Annotated in this window: 18 protein-coding genes; 13 read left to right on the top strand and 5 right to left on the bottom strand. The window is 44.8% G+C overall.

The annotated features are described in order from the left end of the window. Nucleotides 1-112 precede the first annotated feature (112 nt). The gene (gene glnA, locus RID53_RS34205) at nucleotides 113-1,534 is read right to left on the bottom strand and encodes a type I glutamate--ammonia ligase (RefSeq protein WP_446392333.1); all 1,422 of its coding nucleotides are present in this window, start codon (nucleotides 1,532-1,534) and stop codon (nucleotides 113-115) included. 697 nt (nucleotides 1,535-2,231) lie between these two features. Between glnA and apcB the strand changes: the two genes are divergently transcribed. Next, a complete protein-coding gene (gene apcB / locus RID53_RS34200) occupies nucleotides 2,232-2,741 on the top strand; it encodes an allophycocyanin subunit beta (RefSeq protein WP_446392332.1) in 510 nt (169 codons plus the stop codon). A gap of 351 nt (nucleotides 2,742-3,092) precedes the next feature. Here apcB and RID53_RS34195 read toward each other — a convergent pair whose 3' ends face one another. Then, nucleotides 3,093-3,455, bottom strand: a complete 363-nt coding sequence (locus RID53_RS34195; RefSeq protein WP_446392362.1) for an EamA family transporter — start codon at nucleotides 3,453-3,455, stop codon at nucleotides 3,093-3,095. 372 nt (nucleotides 3,456-3,827) lie between these two features. Here RID53_RS34195 and RID53_RS34190 point away from each other — a divergent pair, with 372 nt between their 5' ends. From RID53_RS34190 to RID53_RS34175, 4 genes are all read left to right on the top strand, one after another. After that, nucleotides 3,828-5,387: an OmpA family protein gene (locus RID53_RS34190; RefSeq protein ID WP_446392331.1), complete on the top strand. Its 1,560-nt coding sequence runs from the start codon at nucleotides 3,828-3,830 to the stop codon at nucleotides 5,385-5,387. A 118-nt stretch (nucleotides 5,388-5,505) separates the two neighbouring features. Continuing rightward, complete coding sequence (locus RID53_RS34185; protein ID WP_446392330.1) at nucleotides 5,506-6,531, top strand: ABC transporter substrate-binding protein; 1,026 nt, start codon at nucleotides 5,506-5,508, stop codon at nucleotides 6,529-6,531. Between the two features lie 141 nt (nucleotides 6,532-6,672). Further along, entirely contained in the window at nucleotides 6,673-7,521 is an 849-nt protein-coding gene (locus RID53_RS34180; RefSeq protein ID WP_446392329.1) for an ABC transporter permease, read from the top strand. A gap of 27 nt (nucleotides 7,522-7,548) precedes the next feature. Then, nucleotides 7,549-8,352, top strand: coding sequence for an ABC transporter ATP-binding protein (locus RID53_RS34175; protein ID WP_446392328.1), 804 nt, complete (start codon nucleotides 7,549-7,551; stop codon nucleotides 8,350-8,352). 177 nt (nucleotides 8,353-8,529) lie between these two features. Here RID53_RS34175 and RID53_RS34170 read toward each other — a convergent pair whose 3' ends face one another. Further along, nucleotides 8,530-8,922 carry a J domain-containing protein gene (locus RID53_RS34170; RefSeq protein ID WP_446392327.1) on the bottom strand — a complete coding sequence of 131 codons (393 nt, stop codon included), beginning with the start codon at nucleotides 8,920-8,922 and terminating at the stop codon, nucleotides 8,530-8,532. A gap of 467 nt (nucleotides 8,923-9,389) precedes the next feature. Between RID53_RS34170 and RID53_RS34165 the strand changes: the two genes are divergently transcribed. The 5 genes from RID53_RS34165 (at nucleotide 9,390) to RID53_RS34145 (ending at nucleotide 15,025) form a co-directional block, all read left to right on the top strand. Then, the gene (locus RID53_RS34165) at nucleotides 9,390-10,556 is read left to right on the top strand and encodes a pyridoxal phosphate-dependent aminotransferase (protein ID WP_446392326.1); all 1,167 of its coding nucleotides are present in this window, start codon (nucleotides 9,390-9,392) and stop codon (nucleotides 10,554-10,556) included. Between the two features lie 197 nt (nucleotides 10,557-10,753). Continuing rightward, nucleotides 10,754-11,242, top strand: coding sequence for a universal stress protein (locus RID53_RS34160; protein ID WP_446392325.1), 489 nt, complete (start codon nucleotides 10,754-10,756; stop codon nucleotides 11,240-11,242). Between the two features lie 88 nt (nucleotides 11,243-11,330). Then, nucleotides 11,331-12,161 (top strand): hypothetical protein, encoded by an 831-nt coding sequence (locus RID53_RS34155; protein ID WP_446392324.1) that lies wholly within the window; start codon nucleotides 11,331-11,333, stop codon nucleotides 12,159-12,161. A gap of 17 nt (nucleotides 12,162-12,178) precedes the next feature. Further along, the gene (locus tag RID53_RS34150; protein WP_446392323.1) at nucleotides 12,179-14,209 is read left to right on the top strand and encodes a CHASE2 domain-containing protein; all 2,031 of its coding nucleotides are present in this window, start codon (nucleotides 12,179-12,181) and stop codon (nucleotides 14,207-14,209) included. Between the two features lie 675 nt (nucleotides 14,210-14,884). Next, nucleotides 14,885-15,025, top strand: coding sequence for a hypothetical protein (locus RID53_RS34145; RefSeq protein ID WP_446392322.1), 141 nt, complete (start codon nucleotides 14,885-14,887; stop codon nucleotides 15,023-15,025). A gap of 100 nt (nucleotides 15,026-15,125) precedes the next feature. Here RID53_RS34145 and RID53_RS34140 read toward each other — a convergent pair whose 3' ends face one another. Then, nucleotides 15,126-16,259, bottom strand: coding sequence for a cob(I)yrinic acid a,c-diamide adenosyltransferase (locus tag RID53_RS34140; protein ID WP_446376746.1), 1,134 nt, complete (start codon nucleotides 16,257-16,259; stop codon nucleotides 15,126-15,128). A 244-nt stretch (nucleotides 16,260-16,503) separates the two neighbouring features. Between RID53_RS34140 and fraC the strand changes: the two genes are divergently transcribed. The 3 genes from fraC (at nucleotide 16,504) to RID53_RS34125 (ending at nucleotide 19,174) form a co-directional block, all read left to right on the top strand. Beyond that, nucleotides 16,504-17,088, top strand: a complete 585-nt coding sequence (fraC, locus tag RID53_RS34135; RefSeq protein WP_446392321.1) for a filament integrity protein FraC — start codon at nucleotides 16,504-16,506, stop codon at nucleotides 17,086-17,088. A gap of 92 nt (nucleotides 17,089-17,180) precedes the next feature. Then, on the top strand, nucleotides 17,181-18,212 hold the full coding sequence (locus RID53_RS34130; RefSeq protein ID WP_446392320.1) for a DUF5357 family protein: 1,032 nt from the start codon (nucleotides 17,181-17,183) through the stop codon (nucleotides 18,210-18,212). Nucleotides 18,213-18,394: 182 nt separating this feature from the next. Then, a complete protein-coding gene (locus RID53_RS34125; RefSeq protein ID WP_446392319.1) occupies nucleotides 18,395-19,174 on the top strand; it encodes an ABC transporter permease in 780 nt (259 codons plus the stop codon). Nucleotides 19,175-19,474: 300 nt separating this feature from the next. Here RID53_RS34125 and RID53_RS34120 read toward each other — a convergent pair whose 3' ends face one another. Beyond that, nucleotides 19,475-20,086, bottom strand: a complete 612-nt coding sequence (locus RID53_RS34120; RefSeq protein WP_446392361.1) for an alpha/beta hydrolase — start codon at nucleotides 20,084-20,086, stop codon at nucleotides 19,475-19,477. Nucleotides 20,087-20,365 lie beyond the last annotated feature (279 nt).

Here is a 20,365-nt window from a genome sequence, read left to right as displayed (position 1 = left end):
TACTGTTTAAATGCTAACAAACATAAAAATTCCCTTTGCTTCCCCCAGCCAGTTAATCAAAAAGCCACCCCTAGGGATGGCTTTTTTTGTCATGTTGTGCTAGCGGTTGAGACTAGACATCATAGTAGAGGGAAAACTCATAGGGATGAGGACGCAACCGCATCGGGTTGATCTCATTGTCGAGTTTGTAAGCAATCCAGTTGTCGATAAAGTCTTCGGTGAATACACCTGTACTGGTCAAGAAACTATGATCCTTCTCCAAATGCTCTAAAGCAGCTTCCAGAGAACCAGGAGTTGATGGGATTTTGCTCAATTCCTCGGGTGAGAGGTCATAGATATCCACATCCAACGGTTCGCCCGGCTCAATTTCATTCTTAATCCCATCCAAACCTGCACACAACATTGCAGCAAAAGCAATATAAGGATTACAGGTTGCATCAGGACAACGGAATTCCATCCGCTTCGCCTTGGGATTGTCACCAGACAGAGGAATCCGGATGGAGGCGGAACGGTTTCCTTGGGAGTAAGCCAAGTTTACAGGCGCTTCAAACCCTGGCACCAAACGCTTGTAGGAGTTGGTGGTTGGGTTGGTTAAGGCTAACAAAGCGGGGGCGTGTCTGAGCAAACCGCCAATATAGTGCAGCGCCATCTTGCTTAACTTCGCGTAGCCATCGCCGAAGAACAGAGGTTTCCCATCCTTCCAAATCGACTGGTGGGTGTGCATCCCTGAACCATTGTCGTTGAAGATTGGCTTGGGCATAAATGTGGCAGTTTTGCCATACTTCTTGGCAACGTTTTTAATCACATATTTGTACGTCATCAAGAAGTCACCCGCTTCAACGATAGGCGCAAAACGGACACCAAGTTCGTTCTGTCCCCCTGACGCAACTTCGTGGTGATGCTTTTCAATCGGCACCCCACACCGACCCATGGTCAGCAGCATTTCGGTACGCATATCTTGCAGCGTATCCGTAGGTGAAACGGGGAAATACCCTTCTTTGTAACGAGGCTTGTATCCTAGGTTACCGCCAGCTTCTTCCCGTCCGGAATTCCAACGCCCTTCCACGCTGTCTACATAGTAGAAGCCTTTGCTCTCGGTTTGATCAAAGCGAACATCGTCGAAGATAAAGAACTCCGCTTCCGGACCAAAAAAGGCAATATCGCCAATTCCTGTGGACTTCAAAAAGTCCAGTGCTTTCTGAGCGATCGTGCGGGGATCGCGGTCGTACCATTCACCCGTGCGGGGTTCCTTGATTGAGCAGATCATGCTCAGGGTTTTTTCTTGCATGAATGGGTCGATCCAAGCCGTTTTCGGATCGGGCACCATTGCCATGTCGGACTCGTTAATGGATTTCCAACCGCGAATACTTGACCCGTCAAAAGCTACCCCATCTTCAAAAGCACTTTCGTCAATTTGATCATAGTAAAACGAGCAGTGCTGCCAGATCCCTGGCATATCAATGAATTTGAGGTCAATAATCTTAATGTCTTCCTCTTGAATCAGTTTCAAGACATCTTGGGGCGTTTCTGGCATGAATGACTCCTTTTGTCAAGTGGACTATTGTTTAGAAAAGTTCAAATAACGGTGGGGTAGTTACAGGTCTCACCGACCTCAACAGACGGTGATGCCTGTCCTAAACCTGACGCTTAGGACTACAGGGGAACTTGGGAATTAAATGTCGCACAAACCAACTAGACATGAGATGAGAAAACGATACGGTTGATCATGGCAGGAGATGGAAACACGGGTAGACCCGATCAGCTTGCCCCCGGCGTGTGAGAAACGAGACAAGATACAGTTGGTTGGGTGCGAACTTTCTCCCTAAGCCTGGGAGCCGTTATCGTACCATCTCAGGTTTACCTCAACAACCTGATTGGACTTGAAACCTGTCTCCTGGTCATCTGACTCATCCTAGGGAGAGGGAGAGGGAGCTTTTGTATCCAAAGTTACAGAATCTCGTTTCCTGATCCTTGATGTCCTAAGAAAAAGATTAAATTGTATTAAATATTACAAAATGATAAGGATTGCCCGTCCCCTATTTGTCAATCCGCTCAACAATGACGTATTCTAGTCTAGATAAGCCAAGTTGCTTTGGGAGCAATAGTTGGGCAGTCCAGCTTATATGCTCAAGAATGGTGCAGGAATTCTCATTCCAGAGACTTTTGATGAGAGCGTCGCAATAACTGGCAATATAAATAGATAAAGATATATAGATTGGGAGAGCCGACTCATGCGGGATGCGATTACAAGCCTGATTAGAAACTACGATATTAGCGGTCGTTACCTTGATCGCGATGCGATCGATTTACTCAAATCTTACTTTGACAGTGGTACAGCCCGAATTATGGCAGCAGCAGTGATTAATGCCAACGCCGCCTCAATTGTCAAGCAGGCAGGATCGCAACTCTTTGAAGACGTGCCGGAACTGATTCGTCCGGGTGGTAATGCTTACACGACTCGTCGCTATGCCGCTTGTCTGCGGGATATGGACTATTATCTCCGCTATGCCAGTTATGCACTGGTTGCCGGGAGCATGGATGTCCTAGATGAACGGGTCTTGCAAGGTTTGCGGGAAACCTACAATTCGTTGGGGGTTCCTATTGGTCCGACGGTTCGTGGTATCCAAATTATGAAAGATATCCTGAAAGAACAAGTCGCCGCCACTGGAGTTGCTAATACGGCATTTGTAGATCAGCCATTCGACTACATGACTCGTGAATTGAGCGAAAGCGATATTTAATGGTATTTCGCACCCAAAAGGGTTACATCTAGGTTTTTGGTGATTGGGGAACAGGTAATTAGGGACATGTTTAATGTCTCTTCTGGGTATTCACAATTAATGACTAAGTAGGTTGGTGGAAATAAACTTAACTAGATTAAGTTATGTAAACAAGCCTCAAACCCTTACTGTTCCCTGTTCCCTGTTATACACCGAGCGTGTTACCGAGCGGCGTCGAGGTAAGTCGAGGTGTTCCCTAATCTCCACCGTTAACTTTAATTGTGTCCACCTACTTACAACTGATGCTAAAAGTCCGAAAATACTCAATGTGATGCTCTTTGGGTGCGACTTTAACGATTTTTCCAGATTAATTTACTTTTGGGATAAGGTGTATATTCCCAGAGCAATTAACCCTAGGGCAAGAACCTGTCTGATGCCAAACGGTTCTCCCCAAATTAAATGAGCCAAAAAAGCCACCGCTACATAACTAATTGAAACGCTAGGAAAAGCCACAGAAACAGGGATTTCCCTAAGGGCAAAGATATAGAAAAGGGAAGCACAGAAATAAGAGGATAATCCCACAATAATGTAGGGCTGAAGAAAGAAAAGCTTATTGCCAATACCCTGCATAGCACCAGCTTTAAGGCTTAGTTGCCCACCGATACCGATAAGAATCGAAATAATTAAAGCGAAATAGGCATTCATGAAAAAATTCTCCAATGAGCGTAGAACTATCTTAATCTGAATGTCACAGAAATAAGCCTTTGTTGCTCCCCAGATTTAGGATTAAGCCGCATGACATTTATCTGAATTGACCTGAGCCATCTTGAGTGAGATCCTGACTTATTCCGAGCTAATCTGTGCTTTATTCCTGACTTTTTCCCATTGAATCTGCCAAAATTTAGAGAGAAACTTGCAGATGTCCACTAAAAAACCAATGGGGGTTGAGAGCGTGAGTGAGAGTAGACCTACGGCATCTGGGTTGATTCATGGATGCGGTGACATCTGTAAAAACCATAACGTTACAGAAACCCGCGCCAAAATGTTACATAAAGTACAATAAATCAACCGCTAGCATAGTGAAATAGAATAGGTCGATTATAGGTTATGAGTAAACGCGATAATCCGCTAGTATTGATTTTAGCTTTAGCCGCTACCTTGGGTCTGATTGGAGGTGGTCTGTGGGTGTTGAGTAAGGCGGCACCTGATCTAGTTCCTAATCTGTCAAGTCAGAGTCAAACCAAAGCCGCCAAAGGTGAACTGAGAATTCTGGGAGATACATTCAGCGGCTATAGCACGTTTCGCAGTCAGCCGTTTCAAGAGGCATTAGAAGAGGTTGGGCTGAAACTGCGCTATCAAGATGAGTTTGATCAAGCTAGACGGGCTGAATTATTGAATCAGGGAAAAGCCGATTTATTAGTCACGACATTAGATCAGTTCCTGCAACAACAACCCGAAGGACAAATTATTGGCTTGATTGACCGCACGGTAGGCGCTGATGCCGTTGTGCTGAATACGAAGAAATATCCAAACCTGAAGTCACTCTTAGATCTTAAGCGATTAGTTGAGCAGGAGCGATCGCAAGGACGACAGTTAACCCTCACCTTTGCGGGCGATACCCCCAGTGAGTACCTGGCGCTGGTGTTGAGTACCAAGTTTGAGGCGTTTAAGCTGGCTGATTTTCAAGTCAAAAAAGTCGCTGATGCATCTGAGGCGTGGCAACTTTTACAAGATCCCAATCAGAATGTGGCGGTGGCGGTGATTTGGGAACCCTATGTCACCCAAGCCAAAAAACAAGGGCATACTGTCGTTTTATCCAGTCAGGATGCACCCCAAGCTATTGTGGATGTGATTGTGGCATCCAATCGCTTGATTGAGTCTCAACCAGAGAAAATTTCAGAACTACTGGAAGCCTACTATCGCCGGATTGACGCTAATGTTCGCGAACCCTCCCAATTAAAAACACAAATCGCAGAAGATGGGGAATTATCTTCTAGTGAAGCTAGTGCCGTTTTACAGGGAATTGACTTTTTTACTGCCTCTGAAGCCCAGCAATGGATGAGTGATAATATCCTAGAAAAACGGATTGGTTCCACCGCCGCCGTATTAGTTTTAGCGGGTCGATTAAATGATGTTCCTCAAAACCCCCAGACCTTATTTTCACCTCAGTTTCTCACCAAAGCGGCAAATAATACCGAAACCTTAATTAGCCTAGTGCGTGCCGATAACCCAGAATTGGCAGACCGACTTTCTGGGAAGGGGCAAACCGTTGCTGCTGTGCCGCAAGTCTCCGCCCAACAGATTACCGCTGCACCGGATATTGGCAACTTAGAAGTGCGAGGCGAAGTTAAATTTGGTGTGGGTTCAGCGACATTAACGAATCAAGGGCAACAAACTCTGAATCAGTTAGCCACTGAAATTCAGGAGTTTAATCCCCAAACTTTAGCCGTGCGGGTGATTGGTCATACCTCGAAAACAGGGGCAGCAGCGCTGAACCAAACCTTGAGTCAACAACGCGCCCAAGTTGTGGTGAACTATCTCAAAAATCGTGGTCTTAAGCATAACTTTGTCGCAGAAGGTAAAGGCTTTAATCAACCTCTGCCTGGAATTCCGCCGACAGATCCTCGTCAACAGCGTACAGAAATACGCTTAGTTCGGGTTAACTAAGAAAGTTTTGAGTGTGTAGGGGCGGGTTTCACTATTATCTTTTCAAATGGTGCGTTACGCTTACGCTAACGCACCCTACACCCGCCCCGATCAAGTATTCAATGTGGAGTTTAAAACCATGAAAATTCGGACTATTGTTGCCTGGTTTACCTTATTTTTTGTCAGTTTAACGATTGCGGTTAGCTGTACTCCTGCTACTGATGTCTCTACCTCTGAATCCCCCTCAACACCAGCCGTTCAGATGGGATTCAGTGCGTGGCCCGGTTGGTTTCCCTGGCAAATCGCCGAGGAAGAACAACTCTTTACCGCCAATGATGTGAAAGTGGATTTGAAGTGGTTTGATGGCTATCTGGATTCAATTAATGCCCTAGCCGCAGGTCAGTTAGATGCTAATACCCAAACCTTGAATGACACGATTAGTTCCGTTGCCGCTGGTTCGGATCAAGTTATTGTTTTGGTGAATGATAATTCAACCGGAAATGACAAAATCATTGTTCGTGAAGGGATTGATGAGGTCAAGGATTTAGCCGGAAAAACGATTGCCGTCGAAGAGGGGACAGTTGATCATTTCCTTTTACTATTGGGTTTAGAAGAAGCTGGATTATCTCCAGATGATGTGGAAATCAAACCCTTAGAAACAGGGGCAGCCGCCGCCGCCTTTGTTGCCGGACAGGTGGATGCTGTCGGTATATTTGCGCCGTTTACAACCAAGGCATTAGAACGTCCAGGGAGTAAAGAGTTGTTTAGTTCAAAAGACTTTCCTGGTGCAATTCCTGATCATCTCGTTGTAAGTCGGCAAATGGTTGAGGAACGTCCGGAAGCGGTACAAGCTTTAGTCAATACGTGGTTTGACACGCTGAATTTTATGGATAAAAATTCGGAAAAGTCTTTGCAGATTTTAGCCAAACGAGCTGGAGTGACGGAGGAGGAATATAAGGAATACGATGCTGGCACTACTATTTTTAGTATTGAAGATAATTTAGCCGCGTTTGAACCAGGAGATGATATGACATCACTTCCTTATGCGGCTGAAGAAATTAGTACATTTTTGGTAGAGACGGGTTTGATTGAACAAGCTCCTGATTTGGGGCAACTCTTAGATGATCGCTTTGTTAAAGCCTATGCGGAAAAGCAGCAAAACTGAATCGATTCAGGACTGATTTGCTCTTGTACACAATTGTGGTTGCCCTAATTCATTGTGAATCTTTATCCACAACAACCCGGTGTGTATCAACCTAAGAAGATGATGTAGAGAATTGCAGCCAATCGTTTCGGGTAAATTTTAATGATTCGGACTTCTGACAATTTGTGTACAAGAGAGGTAACACCTTCTCCTCATACACTGAAACCTACGGTATTTTGGCGTATTGCCGAAGACATTCCCAAATCCTTAACTTGGACATTGATGGTTTTGTCTATCGGTATTCCATTGGGGTTATGGTGGCTGGTTTCTCATTCGGGGTGGGTTGAGCCTCTGTTTTTACCGACACCAGAGAATGTTTGGCAAGCGATTGTGTCACTTTGGACAAGTGGCGATTTGCGCCAGGATATTTTAGCAAGTGTGTTTCGGGTTCTGAGTGGGTTTCTCCTCGCCGCCTTGATTTCGATTCCCTTGGGAACTTTCATGGGAACATTTGCCAGTATTCGGGCGTTAATGGAACCGATTATTGGAATTGTGCGATATATGCCTGCGCCAGCCTTTATTCCGTTACTCATTTTATACTTTGGTGTTGGCGAAACCCCGAAAATTTTGCTGATTTTTATCGGCACTTTATTTTTTAATACACTGATGGTCATGGATTCGGTGAAGTTTGTCCCCAAGGAGTTAATTGAAACATCTTATACGTTAGGGGGAAAACGCCATCAAGTTTTACTGAATGTTGTTTTTCCCTTTATTCTGCCCAGCATCATTGATGCTTGCCGGGTCAATATTGCCGCCTCTTGGAATTTAGTGATTGTGGCAGAATTAGTGGCAGCAACTGAAGGATTGGGACGCCGGATTAGTGTGGCACAGCGGTTTCTGAGAACGGATCAAATTTTTGCGGGACTCATTGTTATTGGACTAATTGGTCTAACGTTCGATTTGTTATTTAGATTGCTGCTGCGATTATCATGTAAATGGACTATAGATTGATGATTAACTATAAAGGACAAATGACTAATGAGCCAACTAACTGTTTCTCAACTTTATAAACAATTCTCCAGTCGTAAGGATGTCACAGTTGCCCTTAAAGATATCAATATGCACATTGAAACGGGTGAATTTGTGAGTGTAGTGGGTGCATCAGGTTCGGGTAAATCAACGTTATTACGTCTAGTTGCCGGGTTGGATCAACCAACGGCAGGTGAAATCTGTGTCGATGGCGTGCGAGTGACTGGACCCGGTTCAGATCGAGGGATGGTATTTCAAAGTTATACCCTCTATCCCTGGATGACGGTAGCTAATAATGTGGGATTTGGTTTAAAGTTACAGGGACTATCCAAAGCGCAACGACGGCAGCAGATATCCTATTATTTAGAGGTTGTGGGATTATCAAAGTTTGCTAAAGCACTGCCCAAAGAACTCTCCGGGGGAATGAAACAACGAGTCGCGATCGCACGGGCGTTAGCCTGTCAGCCTAAAATTTTACTCCTGGATGAACCCTTTGGCGCCTTGGATGTGCAAACTCGCGAAGCCATGCAGCAATTCCTCCTACAATTATGGCAACGAACGGGGACAACAATTTTGATGATTACCCATGATGTAGGGGAAGCGGTGTTTCTCTCCCAACGCATTTATGTGCTGACGACGCAACCGGGTACAATTCAAGGGGAAGTGAGGATTGATTTACCGCGCGATCGCGTAACTGATAATTCTGATGGACGTAGGCTGAAAATTAAACGTTTGTCGGCGTTTCAAGACTACACCGATCAGATTATTGAGTTACTCACCGATCAACCAGAAGCTGCACTTTTGCAGAGCTGATTGATTGTTAAGTAGGTTGGTGTAAATAAACTCAAATATATTAAGTTATGTAAACAACCCTCAGACTCTTACAAAGGACGAATGACGAATGACGAATGACGAATGACGATCACCACAGTTAACTTTAACTGTGTCCACCCACTTAGTTAGCTCAAAGACGTTCCACGTTGCCTAATTTTAATCTAACCAATCATCGATGGGATTGGCTTTAAAATGAATGGGTGGTTTCTTGGTGTTAACCGTTGGCGGAGCCTGTTTTCTTTGCTTCTGTTGGGTTGGTGATTTGGATAAATTTGGGGATGGTGAATGACGGGCTGGCGGTGATGAAGCTGAGTATTTTGACTTACGAGCCATTTGTCTACGTTTAGCCGCCGATTGAGAACGCAAGCATTCATGGGCTTCATTCAGTTCTTGTAACTTGTGCTGGGCTTTCCGTTGTAGGCGGGGATGACCCACAAAACGGTCAGGATGCCATACCCACGTCATGTCTAGATACCCTTGGTGGACTTCCTCGGGTGAGGCATTAGAATCTAAATCCAAGACTCGGTAGTATCGTTCTACGTCTAACATCTACAACCATCCTCACGAGTGACAGCAATATCTTGATATTGATAAAAATAGTAATTCAAGTTCTCTGTTGTTGTGGCTGAAATCATGCAAAACAATACATCTATTTAGGAAAGATATAATTTGTAAGTTTTCGTTAACGTAAGTTAACAAATTTAAATCCTCTTGTTTACTCAATTGTTTAGAGTTTGAGCGTTTTTATAGCAATATAGGTCATATCAGATCAAGTTACCCGTTCTTAAGTTGAACAACCCTAACTAATCTAGAGGAGGGGTGAAAAATAGGTAATTAGACGGAGATCAAGTAGTATATTTCCTCAGAGCGTGTTGAAAAAGGTGTCTGCACAGAGGAAGGGCGGGTTGAGACATCGCTATAATGCTTTGAACCTTTCGCCCACAACCCACACCAGCCCTTACCCTAGCTTTTCAGGTGCTTTTCACACACCGTCTAGTCGTTCAAGTTGAGTAAAAATGCAGTTAGCAGCACGAGTTGGTCAAGTCTCTCCCTCTCTCACCCTAGCGATTTCCGCCAAAGCCAAGGCGATGAAACTCGATGGCTTGGATGTGTGTAGTTTCAGCGCAGGGGAACCGGATTTTGATACCCCGGCTCATATTAAGGCGGCGGCGAAGAAAGCCCTAGATGAGGGGAAAACCAAATATGGACCCGCCGCAGGGGAACCGAAATTACGGCAAGCGATCGCGAATAAACTGCGCCGAGATAATGGGTTAGAGTACCAGCCGGAGAATATCATCGTCACCAATGGCGGTAAGCATTCCCTATTTGGTTTAATGCAAGCGCTGATTGAACCTGGGGATGACGTGATTATTCCCGCCCCCTATTGGCTTTCCTATCCGGAAATGGTCAAACTGGCAGGGGGTACACCAATCATTGTGCAAACGGATGCGTCAACGGGGTATAAAATCACGTCAGAGCAACTCCAGGCGGCGATTACGCCCCAAACCAAGCTATTTATCCTCAATTCGCCCTCGAACCCCACCGGGATGGTGTATACCCCAGAGGAACTCAAAGCCCTTGCCCAAGTGATTGTAGAACGGGATATTTTAGTCGTCTCGGATGAAATTTATGAAAAGATTCTTTACGATGGCGCTCAACATTTGAGTATTGGTGCTATTGGATCAGATATCTTTGATCGCACGATTACCAGTAATGGGTTTGCCAAAGCCTACTCGATGACGGGTTGGCGTGTGGGGTATTTAGCGGGTGCTGTGGATTTAATTAAGGCAGTTACCACGATTCAAAGCCACAGTACCTCTAATGTTTGTACCTTTGCCCAGTATGGCGCGATCGCAGCCCTGGAAAATCCCCAAGACTGTGTAGAAGAAATGCGCCTTGCCTTTGCTAAACGCCGACAAGTCATATACGAACGCCTGAATAATATTCCGGGAATTCGTTGTTCTCAACCCAATGGGGCGTTCTACGTCTTTGCCGATATTAGCAAAACTGGACTCCAATCCCTGGAGTTTTGTAATCGCCTTTTAGAGGCTGAGAAAGTAGCGACAGTTCCCGGTATTGCCTTTGGTGTCGATAACTGTATCCGTCTGTCCTATGCTACTGATATGCCATCCATTGAAAAGGGTATGGATCGATTGGAGAAATTTGTTCGCCAGTTAAGTTGAGCGCTTGGTTCTAGGTGGAGTCAGGGCGGGTTTTGAATAAACGTTGTCATCAACAGCGAAACGAAAATCCCTAAACCCGCCCCTACAAATTAGGTTCCATGAACGAAGCCAAGGGTCAAAACTATGTCAAACTAGCGAAGCCAAGGATAAACAATCAACACTTACAACTGTTTCTTAAAAATTAGGAGATAACACTGATGACCTATAAAAGAATATTAGTCGCCCTTGATAATTCCCCTCAAACTGAGGGAATCTTTACCCAAGCCGTCGATCTAGCTAAACAAGAAAATGCAGCATTGATGCTCTTTCATTGCTTGCCTGTAGAAAACCAAGGTGTAGGTTTTTATGGAGATATGTTTGGCAGAGAATTGGTTGACTTCTCCCGTCGTATGCAAGAAAAGTTAAAAAAGGAAACCGATGAAACTCAAAAATGGCTGGCTGGCTATTGCCAGAAGGCAACAGATGAAGGCGTGGCAACAGAATGGACCTGCAAAATTGGAGACGCTGGGAGTGCAATTCGAGACTTGGTGAACAGTTGGGATGCTGATTTAGTGGTTATTGGTCGTCGAGGTCGTCGGGGTTTAACTGAAGTGCTTTTAGGCAGTGTCAGTAATCATGTTGTTCACCATGTTCCTTGTTCCGTTTTAGTGGTGCAAGGGGTGGCGAATGAAACGTCGGAAACCTAATTGGTCTTATGTCATTGGTAAGCCTTTGATTGGTCTAAGTCTTTGATATCATAGAGTTCGGACAAAAATTTAACGTTAATCAGCGTCTATGAACGATAAACTTAGGCTGAGAAGTTGGGTTAATTTCAAGAAACAGATTCTCAGTTTAACCCAGAGAGTAAAATTAGCAGGGAATCACGGTGAACCAACTAAGACGTTGATGCCAGGGAGAAGATTGAGGTGGCAATCTTTAGTCAGTTTTATCAGTGGTTTGTTAATCGTGATGGCATTGGGATGGCACAATCCGCCAGCATCAGCGCAACGAATTAGTCAAGCCAAAATTGTAGAAATTTTAGGGGGAAATCAAGCGTATATCCAAAACAAACCCGCTAAAGTTAATGCGGTTGCTACATTAGGACAAACAGTGAGTACCAAACAAGCACGGGTAAATTTGCTGTTTAATAACAATGCGGGGGTGCGACTTGGACAAAATTCGGCACTCACGGTGGGGAGTCGCTGTGTGCGGCTACGAAGTGGTAGAAGTGTGGTTTCGGGGGCGCAAGGATGTGTCGGTTCGATTACTGCTGTGACGCGGGGAACGGTTTATTTGATGGAAGTTGATGAAAATGAACAAGCACAAGTGAAGGTTTTACAGGGCGAAGTTGCCTTGAGCGAACGGTATAATTTGTGGAACCCTCAGCCCGTTTTGTTACGTCAAGGTCAAGGGATTAATATTAGTCCGGAGGGGGTGTTAGGGACGATAATCGACCTGTCAAAAGCGGAAATTGAAGAAATTGTCACCGGGGCGTTGTTTGAAGGATTTGATATTGCAATTCCAGGAATTGATAAACTTGAAGAAGTTTTGAATGAGCAGTTTCCGCAAATAGAGATTCCCGATGTATTGAGAGACAATGTGCCGTCAATTCCCAATCCCTTTTAATCGTTGGAGTCAGGGCAATGAATCACTGGTGGCAATGGCTGGAAAAACAACGACGAAAACGCATCCGACGGCGTCGCCGGAGTCACTCCCAACCGTTTTGGCGTCCCGAACGAATTGGTTTGATGCTAATGGGATGCTGGGCGATTGTCGGTGCTGGAGTAACGGTTTGGCAGGGAACACTTATACAGCTAGCTGAACGGCAAAGCCAAAAGTGGTTCATTGAATTACGTGGACCCGTTGTACCGCCTGATGATATTGTAATTTTAGCGATTGATGATCAATCATTAACGGCATCAGAACGCTACAGCAATCCCGTTGATCCGAATAAAGCCTTGGTTGTGGAGTTGCTAACACCACCGTTTCCCTGGAAGCGAACCGCTTATGCTGAGGTGCTTGAACGGTTAATGGCGGCGGGTGCTAAGTCAGTATCCTTTGATTTACTATTTGATCTTCCCAGTGGGTATGGTGCTGAAGATGATCAGCCGTTTAAACAAGCATTAACTAACTATAGCGATCGCATTGTGCTAGCGGCTGTCTACGAAGATACCATTGATCCCCAAGGGTTTACGACGTATGAGTTGTATAAGCCGTTACCCGAACTTTATCCAGATTCGGCGCAACTGGGTTTAGTCAACTTTTTACCCCCAGAGGTGGATGGGAATGTGTATCGGCTGGGGAATGAATACAGCCGGGAAATTCTGCAACCGTTGGGATTAGAAAGGATTCCTTCATTTGCTAAAGCTACCTTAGACGTGGCAAATGTTAGCTATCCACCCCCAAAAGGGAGTCAGGTTTTCTTCTACGGAACACCAACTCAGAATCAAGGTGTTTTTACCACGATTCCATTTTGGCAGGTTCTGGCATCAGATATATGGGACGTGCATTTACGAGAAGAAACCTTTAAAGACAAAATTGTCTTGATTGGCACAACAGCCGATGAGCAAAATATCGGTGATTTTGTGCCGACACCTATCCAATTCAATATGCCAGGGGTGGAACTTCATGCTAACGCGATCGCCACCTTAATGGAAGGACGTTCAATCGCTATCGCCATCCCCAATCCGTGGCTAGAGGGATTGTTTGTGTTTGTCTTGGTTGGGGGAACCGCTATCCTGTTGTATAAACTCCCCCGACGTACTGCGGCAAGCTTGTTTTGGGGATTGGGGATGGCAGTGGTTTGGGTAGGACTAGCATTTTTAGGCTATAGCAGCGCCAGACTGATTTTCCCCATTGCCGTTCCTGCGATCGCGATGACCCTAAATAGTTTTTCCTACTTTACAGCACTTTTCATTGGGGATCAAATTGAAAAACGCCGCTTCCGCAGTACCTTAGAACGGTATGTCGCCGCACCTGTCGTTCAAGAAATTCTCAAGCAACACGATGATTATCAGGAATTACTAAAAGGACGTAAATTAAAAGCCGCTATTTTATTCTCCGACATTCGCGGCTTTACCACCCTATCCTCCCAAATTTCACCTGTCCGATTAGTGCGACAACTGAATCGATATCTCAATGACATGGTTGAGGTGATTTTAGATGCTGGCGGTACTGTGGATAAATTTATTGGCGATGCGGTAATGGCTGAGTTTGGTTGTCCGGTATCTGAAGGGGAAGAAACCGATGCGATGAATGCCATTCGTGCGGCATTAGGGATGCGAAAAGCCTTGCATCAGCTACGTGAGGAATGGCGTCAGGAAGAACGAATTCCGTTATTTAATGGGATTGGGATTAATTATGGGGAGTTAATTGCTGGGGATATTGGTTCTCAGCGTCGTCGAGAATATGCGGTGATTGGTGATGCGGTGAATGTAGCGAGTCGGGTAGAGGGGTTAACGAAGAAATTTGGCACAGATATTTTGATTACCGATTCTCTGTATCAAGTTGTCAAAGATGAGGTTGAGGTGGTGTCGGTAGGGGAAGAAGAGGTAAGAGGACGGGCGGGGACGGTAAAGTTATATAGTTTAATTGGGTTAAAGGGTGAGTCGCCGCAATTATATCAGCAGGTGCAGAGGGATTTGCAGGAATTTTTGCAGCAAAAAGAGGGTTAAGTATTAGTAGCGAGCAAGATGCAAAGCCTGCGGCATGGCTTCGCTAAAGCCTTCGGCATGGCTTCGCTAAACGCACTACAAGGCTTTCGCCGTTATTGATATTAAGGTTTAAATGCCGAACAGCTTGAGGTTATCGGCTCTAATGATTGTGGTGCAAGCAATAGAGACGATTGCTGCCGGGGTGAAACAGATTGGCTATTCTGAGCGGATGAGGTACAGTCTCTAAGCAAGATCCCCGACTTCTTGGAGAAGTTGGGGATCTGTCTACAACGTTGATTATAGCGTTTTCAGACTCCATGTGATACAGCTAAACAAGAGTAGAGCAAAGCTATCTGATGATTGCTGTACTACACGGTGTTAGAAAGTGCTGTAGAACAGAGTGATGCCAAACTCATAACACAAACCGCCTCGGACATCAGCCCAGACGGTTTGAGTGATATATCGATTTGTTATAAGCCACGACTCTAGGCGTTCACTACCTTTGACCGCTCTGATGGGGAGTTTCGTCCCCCATTGGTAGTGACGAAGTGGAGGAAGCGACAAAAACTCCACAACCGCCTCAGCTATCGCTTATCCGACACTGTCCAGACATCTGACGTCGCTCTCCTTCGATGTCCGACAATGGATCACAGCGGAACAACCTCCATCCAGTGCCGTTTTCCTTTGCTATTACTAATGTATCAATACAGAACCGGGGAAACCATCACTCGTGAGGTAGAATCGCACTCAAACCTAAGCAGGAACTCGGATTCAGACTTGAGTCTATCTTTAGGCGTTCAAAACCGCGATCGCTCCTTTGAAGATTATCGGCTGTAATGCTTGTTATATAAAGGATAGAGGCAAATAGAAAAACTGTTCCCTGACAAAGGACATAACTTGCTTGGCGTTCCCTTGAGTATGACGAATGACAAATACCTTAAAAATCCACCCCTCGCTTCAAATCCACCCCTTTGTCACAATAATGCTTGTGACAAATCATCTCCGAATGAACCGTCGCCAATTCAAAATAAGCAGGTTGATTTTTACAACGACCTGTAATAATAACCTCCGTGTCACGAGGTTTACGTAACAGCGCCTCGACAATCGGTTCAACCTGCAACAGTTCCAAGTCAACCGTCGGATTCAGTTCATCCAGAATAATTGTTTTATACAACCCTGACGCTAACGCCGCCCTCGCAATTTCCCATCCCCGTTCCGCTTCCACATAATCCAAAATCTGCTGCTGTCCCCGCCAAACGATCGCATCTCGACCACAACGCTGATGATCCACCAGATTCGGGTAACTTTGACGCAAGGCTGCGATCGCGGCGTCTTCGGTATATCCGCTTCCTCCCTTCAGCCACTGCATAATCATTACCCGGTGGGATTTATCCGTACTAATTCCCCGACCAATGGCTTGTAACGCCTTCCCTAACGCATTAGTTGATTTTCCTTTCCCCGCACCCGTATAAATTTCAATTCCCTCAATCCCCTGTTCCCGAGAAACCGGATGATCATGAGGAACCGACTCACTATGTAAATCCGCCAAATCCAACAGCGCTGGCGGTGTTCCGCGTCCCGTGACAATCACTTCCAGAGACGGCGGTTTATTTTTCAGGGTTTGCACCACCTCCTCAACCGGGAGTAATCCCAAATCCAGCAACGGATTCAACTCATCCAGCACCACAACCGAATAGAGATTGGACGCGATCGCCCCTTTCGCCACATCCCAACCGCGCTGCGCCTCTAACGTGTCAAACCGCGTCACTTCCTCTTGGGTAAAAAACTCACTTCGTCCCGTGCGAACCTGATCAATCAAGTGAGGAAACGCCCGTCGCAACGCCTCAATCGCCGCATCCTCATCATAGTTCCGTCCCGGTCCCTTAAGAAACTGTAACAATAAGACCCGACTGGATTCCGCACAGTTGATTCCCAAACCAATTGAGCGCAAAACCACGCCCAATGCGGCTTGAGACTTCCCCTTACCGATGCCATCGTAAACATGAATCTGACCCGTGATCCGTTCTGTACGCTCAGCCGCCGTGCGAATACCAATACCTGTTCTGGTCATGGACGATCCTTAAGACTTTACCCCAACTCAGTTTAGCGATATAACCGGGAATGGTAAGAATAATATTTATCCTCTTATCCCTGCCAATCTAATATAGTATAAACAAGCCAGACAGTTATCCCCGTCGTCGTTAGGAGGAATAAGGCTGAATGTCAGAGGTTCCCAGGATGTAACATTGATCGTCGCTAACGAAAGCGAGTATGACGAACGAGGAACTGATACCATCGATTAAACGGAAACCATTATGGTAGATAACCTAACTATTGTCTTACCTCTCCAACTGATTCTCTTTCAAATCTTATTCCTGTTGGTCGCGATCGCCCTAGAAGCTAGGGTCTTGCACCGACGGCTAAACCTTACTCGTAAAACCAGTGTGCAATATGCTACCTCGCTGAATTTGTGGAGCGTTGTCCTAGGTTGGTTAACATTTTTAGTTCTAGAGACTTTGTTGCCTCAATTTTTGCGAATTCAAATTGTGAACTTTATTTTCTTTGATCATCCCCTAGGTAGTCAATTAGATACACCAAATCCTCAACTGATTTCGATTGGTATCATGATTTTCTTTTTTAGTTTTATTATTAAAATAATCGGTTTTGAACTGATAAAGCAATGGATTCATGATAAACCAGAACAGTTTGAAATGAGTTCCGACATATCTAACAAAAGACCCAGCTTGTTTAAGCAACCCAAGCGGAAGATTACCCAGCCTAAACCCAATCCTGCTTTTACTTTGCTACTGGCTAATGCCTATAGCTACAGTGCTATCTTGCTGATTTTAGTCTTACGGTTTATGGACTTGAATATTCTTGGATTTAATACTCTATTCTAAGCGATACCCAACCGATAAATACTGAATTTAAGTAGTTTTCAGTCTGTTACAACGACCTCCAATTCTCTTACCTTTAGCTTCAAATTAAACCAATGATTAGGAAAATTTTAAACAATATATTAAATTGGGTAAATAATCTCCTAAGAACTATCTTTGAAATCTTTAACCCGGACACAGCTTTCTCTTGGCAGACCCTGATCGGGTTAAGCGTATTCTCGTGGGCAATGTCGTTTCTGGCGACGAATCTTTTTACAATTCTATTAGCGAGTTTTAGTTGGTGGTTTTTAATTTTAGGTGTCTATTGGGCAACAACTAGCAATAAAGACATCAGCATTGGTAAAATCCTCTTAAGTCCCTGGATTACAGGTGCGTTGGTTACCATTTATATTGTTGGCATTGTTACAGGCGAATTGCCAGCCTACGCTTTAGTGATCTGGCCCCTGATATCGGCAATAATTGCGGCATTGCCCACTTGTTTAGGTGAGAATTTTCAACCCAAAATACCCGATAGAGACAAACGTCAACCGCTGGTGTGGTTATTCACAAGTCAGTTAATACTAAGCAGTTGGTTTCAATTCTATTTTTTGGTACAAAACTGGTTAATTCAATATCCCACACTTGCGTCTGATACATTTGAAAAAAGTGCCTTTGTGGTCAGACTATCCACCGATGAATCGAAACAAAGGCTACCCCGTGGGACTACCATTTTAGATTTAGTAGCATCTCGCTTAGAAGAACAGCTCAATAACCAAGAGTGGTCAGATATCGAACAAATTCTTCTAATTCGAGAACGCCAAAAACTGATTCAGCTAATTAAGCAGATTGACGCCCAAGTGAGGCAAGAAATTGCCTCTCCTGATATCAAAGAAGACAACTTGTGGCAAGACGTGAGTCTCGGTGATATTTCGCTCCGGGAGTCGGGGTATAACTTTCAACTAAATACCCTTTGGCAAGGTCCGCGATCGCAAATTAAACCCAACGTACTCACTAAGTCTTGTCAGATAATACCTGTCAATCGTCAAACTGATACAGGTATTAGTCTCATCAGTCAGATAGAATGTGATCCGGTAGAAGGATGGGGCGTCGCTGAACCGATTGTTACCTCTAAAGCACCAAGTTTATGAATTATAGCGCCACGCGCTGGGCAATGGGCAATGGGCAATAGGCAATAGTGAAGAAAAACGCTTACCTTACAAGGGATTGAGTGATTTGATTTTTTCTTCATTTGTCCTAACTAGAGTGCGTAGTGCTATATCGACCCAACGAATGAATTGATAGAACACAAAGGACATAAGACCAAGGAGAAATGACGAAAACTTTAGGTAGAATTTGGACAATAGCAACAAATGGGTTTCAGGAAGTCATTCGCGATCGCATCTTTTATGTGATTGGCTTTTTTGCCCTGCTGTTGGTGGTTGCGTTACCACTCCTGAGGGAAGTAGCAGCCACCACAGAAGATAAAATATTTATGGATTTAGGTCTAGCGGCGATTGGTGTGTTGGGAGTCCTGGTTGCCATATTTGTTGGGACAGGTTTGATTAATAAGGAAATCGAAAAACGCACTGTGTTGGTTTTAATTCCCAAACCTATCTCACGAGCAGAATTAATTATTGGCAAGCATTTAGGATTACTGGGAGTCCTAGCGGTTTTAGTTATCGCCATGACAGCTATTTACTTAGCTCTCCTCAGTTTCAATGGCATTAATTACCCCTTAGCTAGCCTACTGATTTCAGAGCTTTATCAGTTTTTAGAGTTAAGCCTAATTGTCGCCGTAGCACTGATGTTTGGTGTGTTTACTAGCTCAATCCTCGCCACGCTCCTAACCTTCGGCATTTATTTAATGGGACATTTGAGTCGCGATGTACAGGAGTTAGGCAAACTCAGCGAAAATGCGACGATTGAGACGATAACCCAAGGTCTTTACCTAATCTTACCCGATTTATCCCGTCTAAATTTGAAAAATGAGGCAGTCTATGGCTTGCTTCCTTCCTCTGTAAAGCTTTTAGAACATGCCATTTATGCCATACTCTACACGATCTTGCTGCTTGCGATCGCGATTCTGATTTTCTCTCGACGCGAGTTTTAATTGGGGATTGGGTGTCCCTTCACTTCGCTCAAGACAACCGACTTTGTAGGGGCGGGTTTAGGGACTTTCTGTCAGCTATTGATGGTAACGTTTGTACAAAACCCGGTTTGTAGGGGCGGGTTTAGGGACTTTCTGTCGGCTATTGATAGTAACTTTAGTACAAAACCCGGTTTGTAGGGGCGGGTTTAGGGACTTTCTGTCGGCTATTGATAGTAACTTTAGTACAAAACCCGCCCTGACTAAGTGTTGAGTTAACTCCCCCATCTCCCTCATCTCCCCCATCTCCCCCTGTTCCCTATTTCATGTATTAACCAGAATAAAATCCCGCACAATTTCCACCACTTCAGGTGCAATCTCATGCCCCATATCCACCTCTTTGTACTGCATCGGCGCACCTAGCGCTAGTAAATAATCCCGCAATCGATGAGCTACTCTCAAAGGAACAACATTATCTTGTCTACCATGAACAATTAAAACAGGCGGCAAAGGAGGTTCAATCTCTTGAGGGGTGCGATGCCAATAACCACTCATTGACACTAAACCCGCCAAGGGCAAATGTAACCCAACATCTAGAGCCATAGCTCCCCCTTGAGAAAAGCCCATTACAATCGTAGAAGCTAGAGGAATCTTGGTAAGACTTTCCAAAGACTTTAACCAGTCTGTCAATAAACGTTGACTTTGTGCCAATCCCTGATAATCTTCTCGTTCCAAGTCATACCACATATAGCCTCCAGACACCTGTGGGTGAGCAAAGGGTGCATTAGGTAACAAGACATGGTAGTTGGATAGAGCCAATTCTGGCACTAGAGGTTGCAAATCCTGAGCATTAGCTCCCCAGCCATGCAACACTACAACCAGTCCCACTGGTTGTTTACCTGTAGTTGGTGTAATTGAAATCGTCTCCAAAGACAGGGGCTTACTCCTGAAAAATTTAACGTGTGATTTGACTGGGGTTACACATACTTTGGCAATTCCCAATCCCCATCGATAGCTTGACTATTGTTTGTATTATACCTGTGAGGATGAATACCATGAAAACAAGTTTTCTCATAAAACGCGATTCATTCGCCCCTATCGCTTCCTTGTCAGTAGAGATAGTCTCGCCGGATCGGGATAAACGATCGCATTAAGTGGCTTATTGTTTGTCAGGGAATGCCTAAATTTCTCTGACAGTAGCGTTCTCTGGCGTTC

Source organism: Coleofasciculus sp. B1-GNL1-01 (assembly GCF_040220235.1).
Taxonomy (GTDB): Bacteria; Cyanobacteriota; Cyanobacteriia; order Cyanobacteriales; family Coleofasciculaceae; genus Coleofasciculus.
This window is presented reverse-complemented; position numbering and strand designations above follow the sequence as displayed.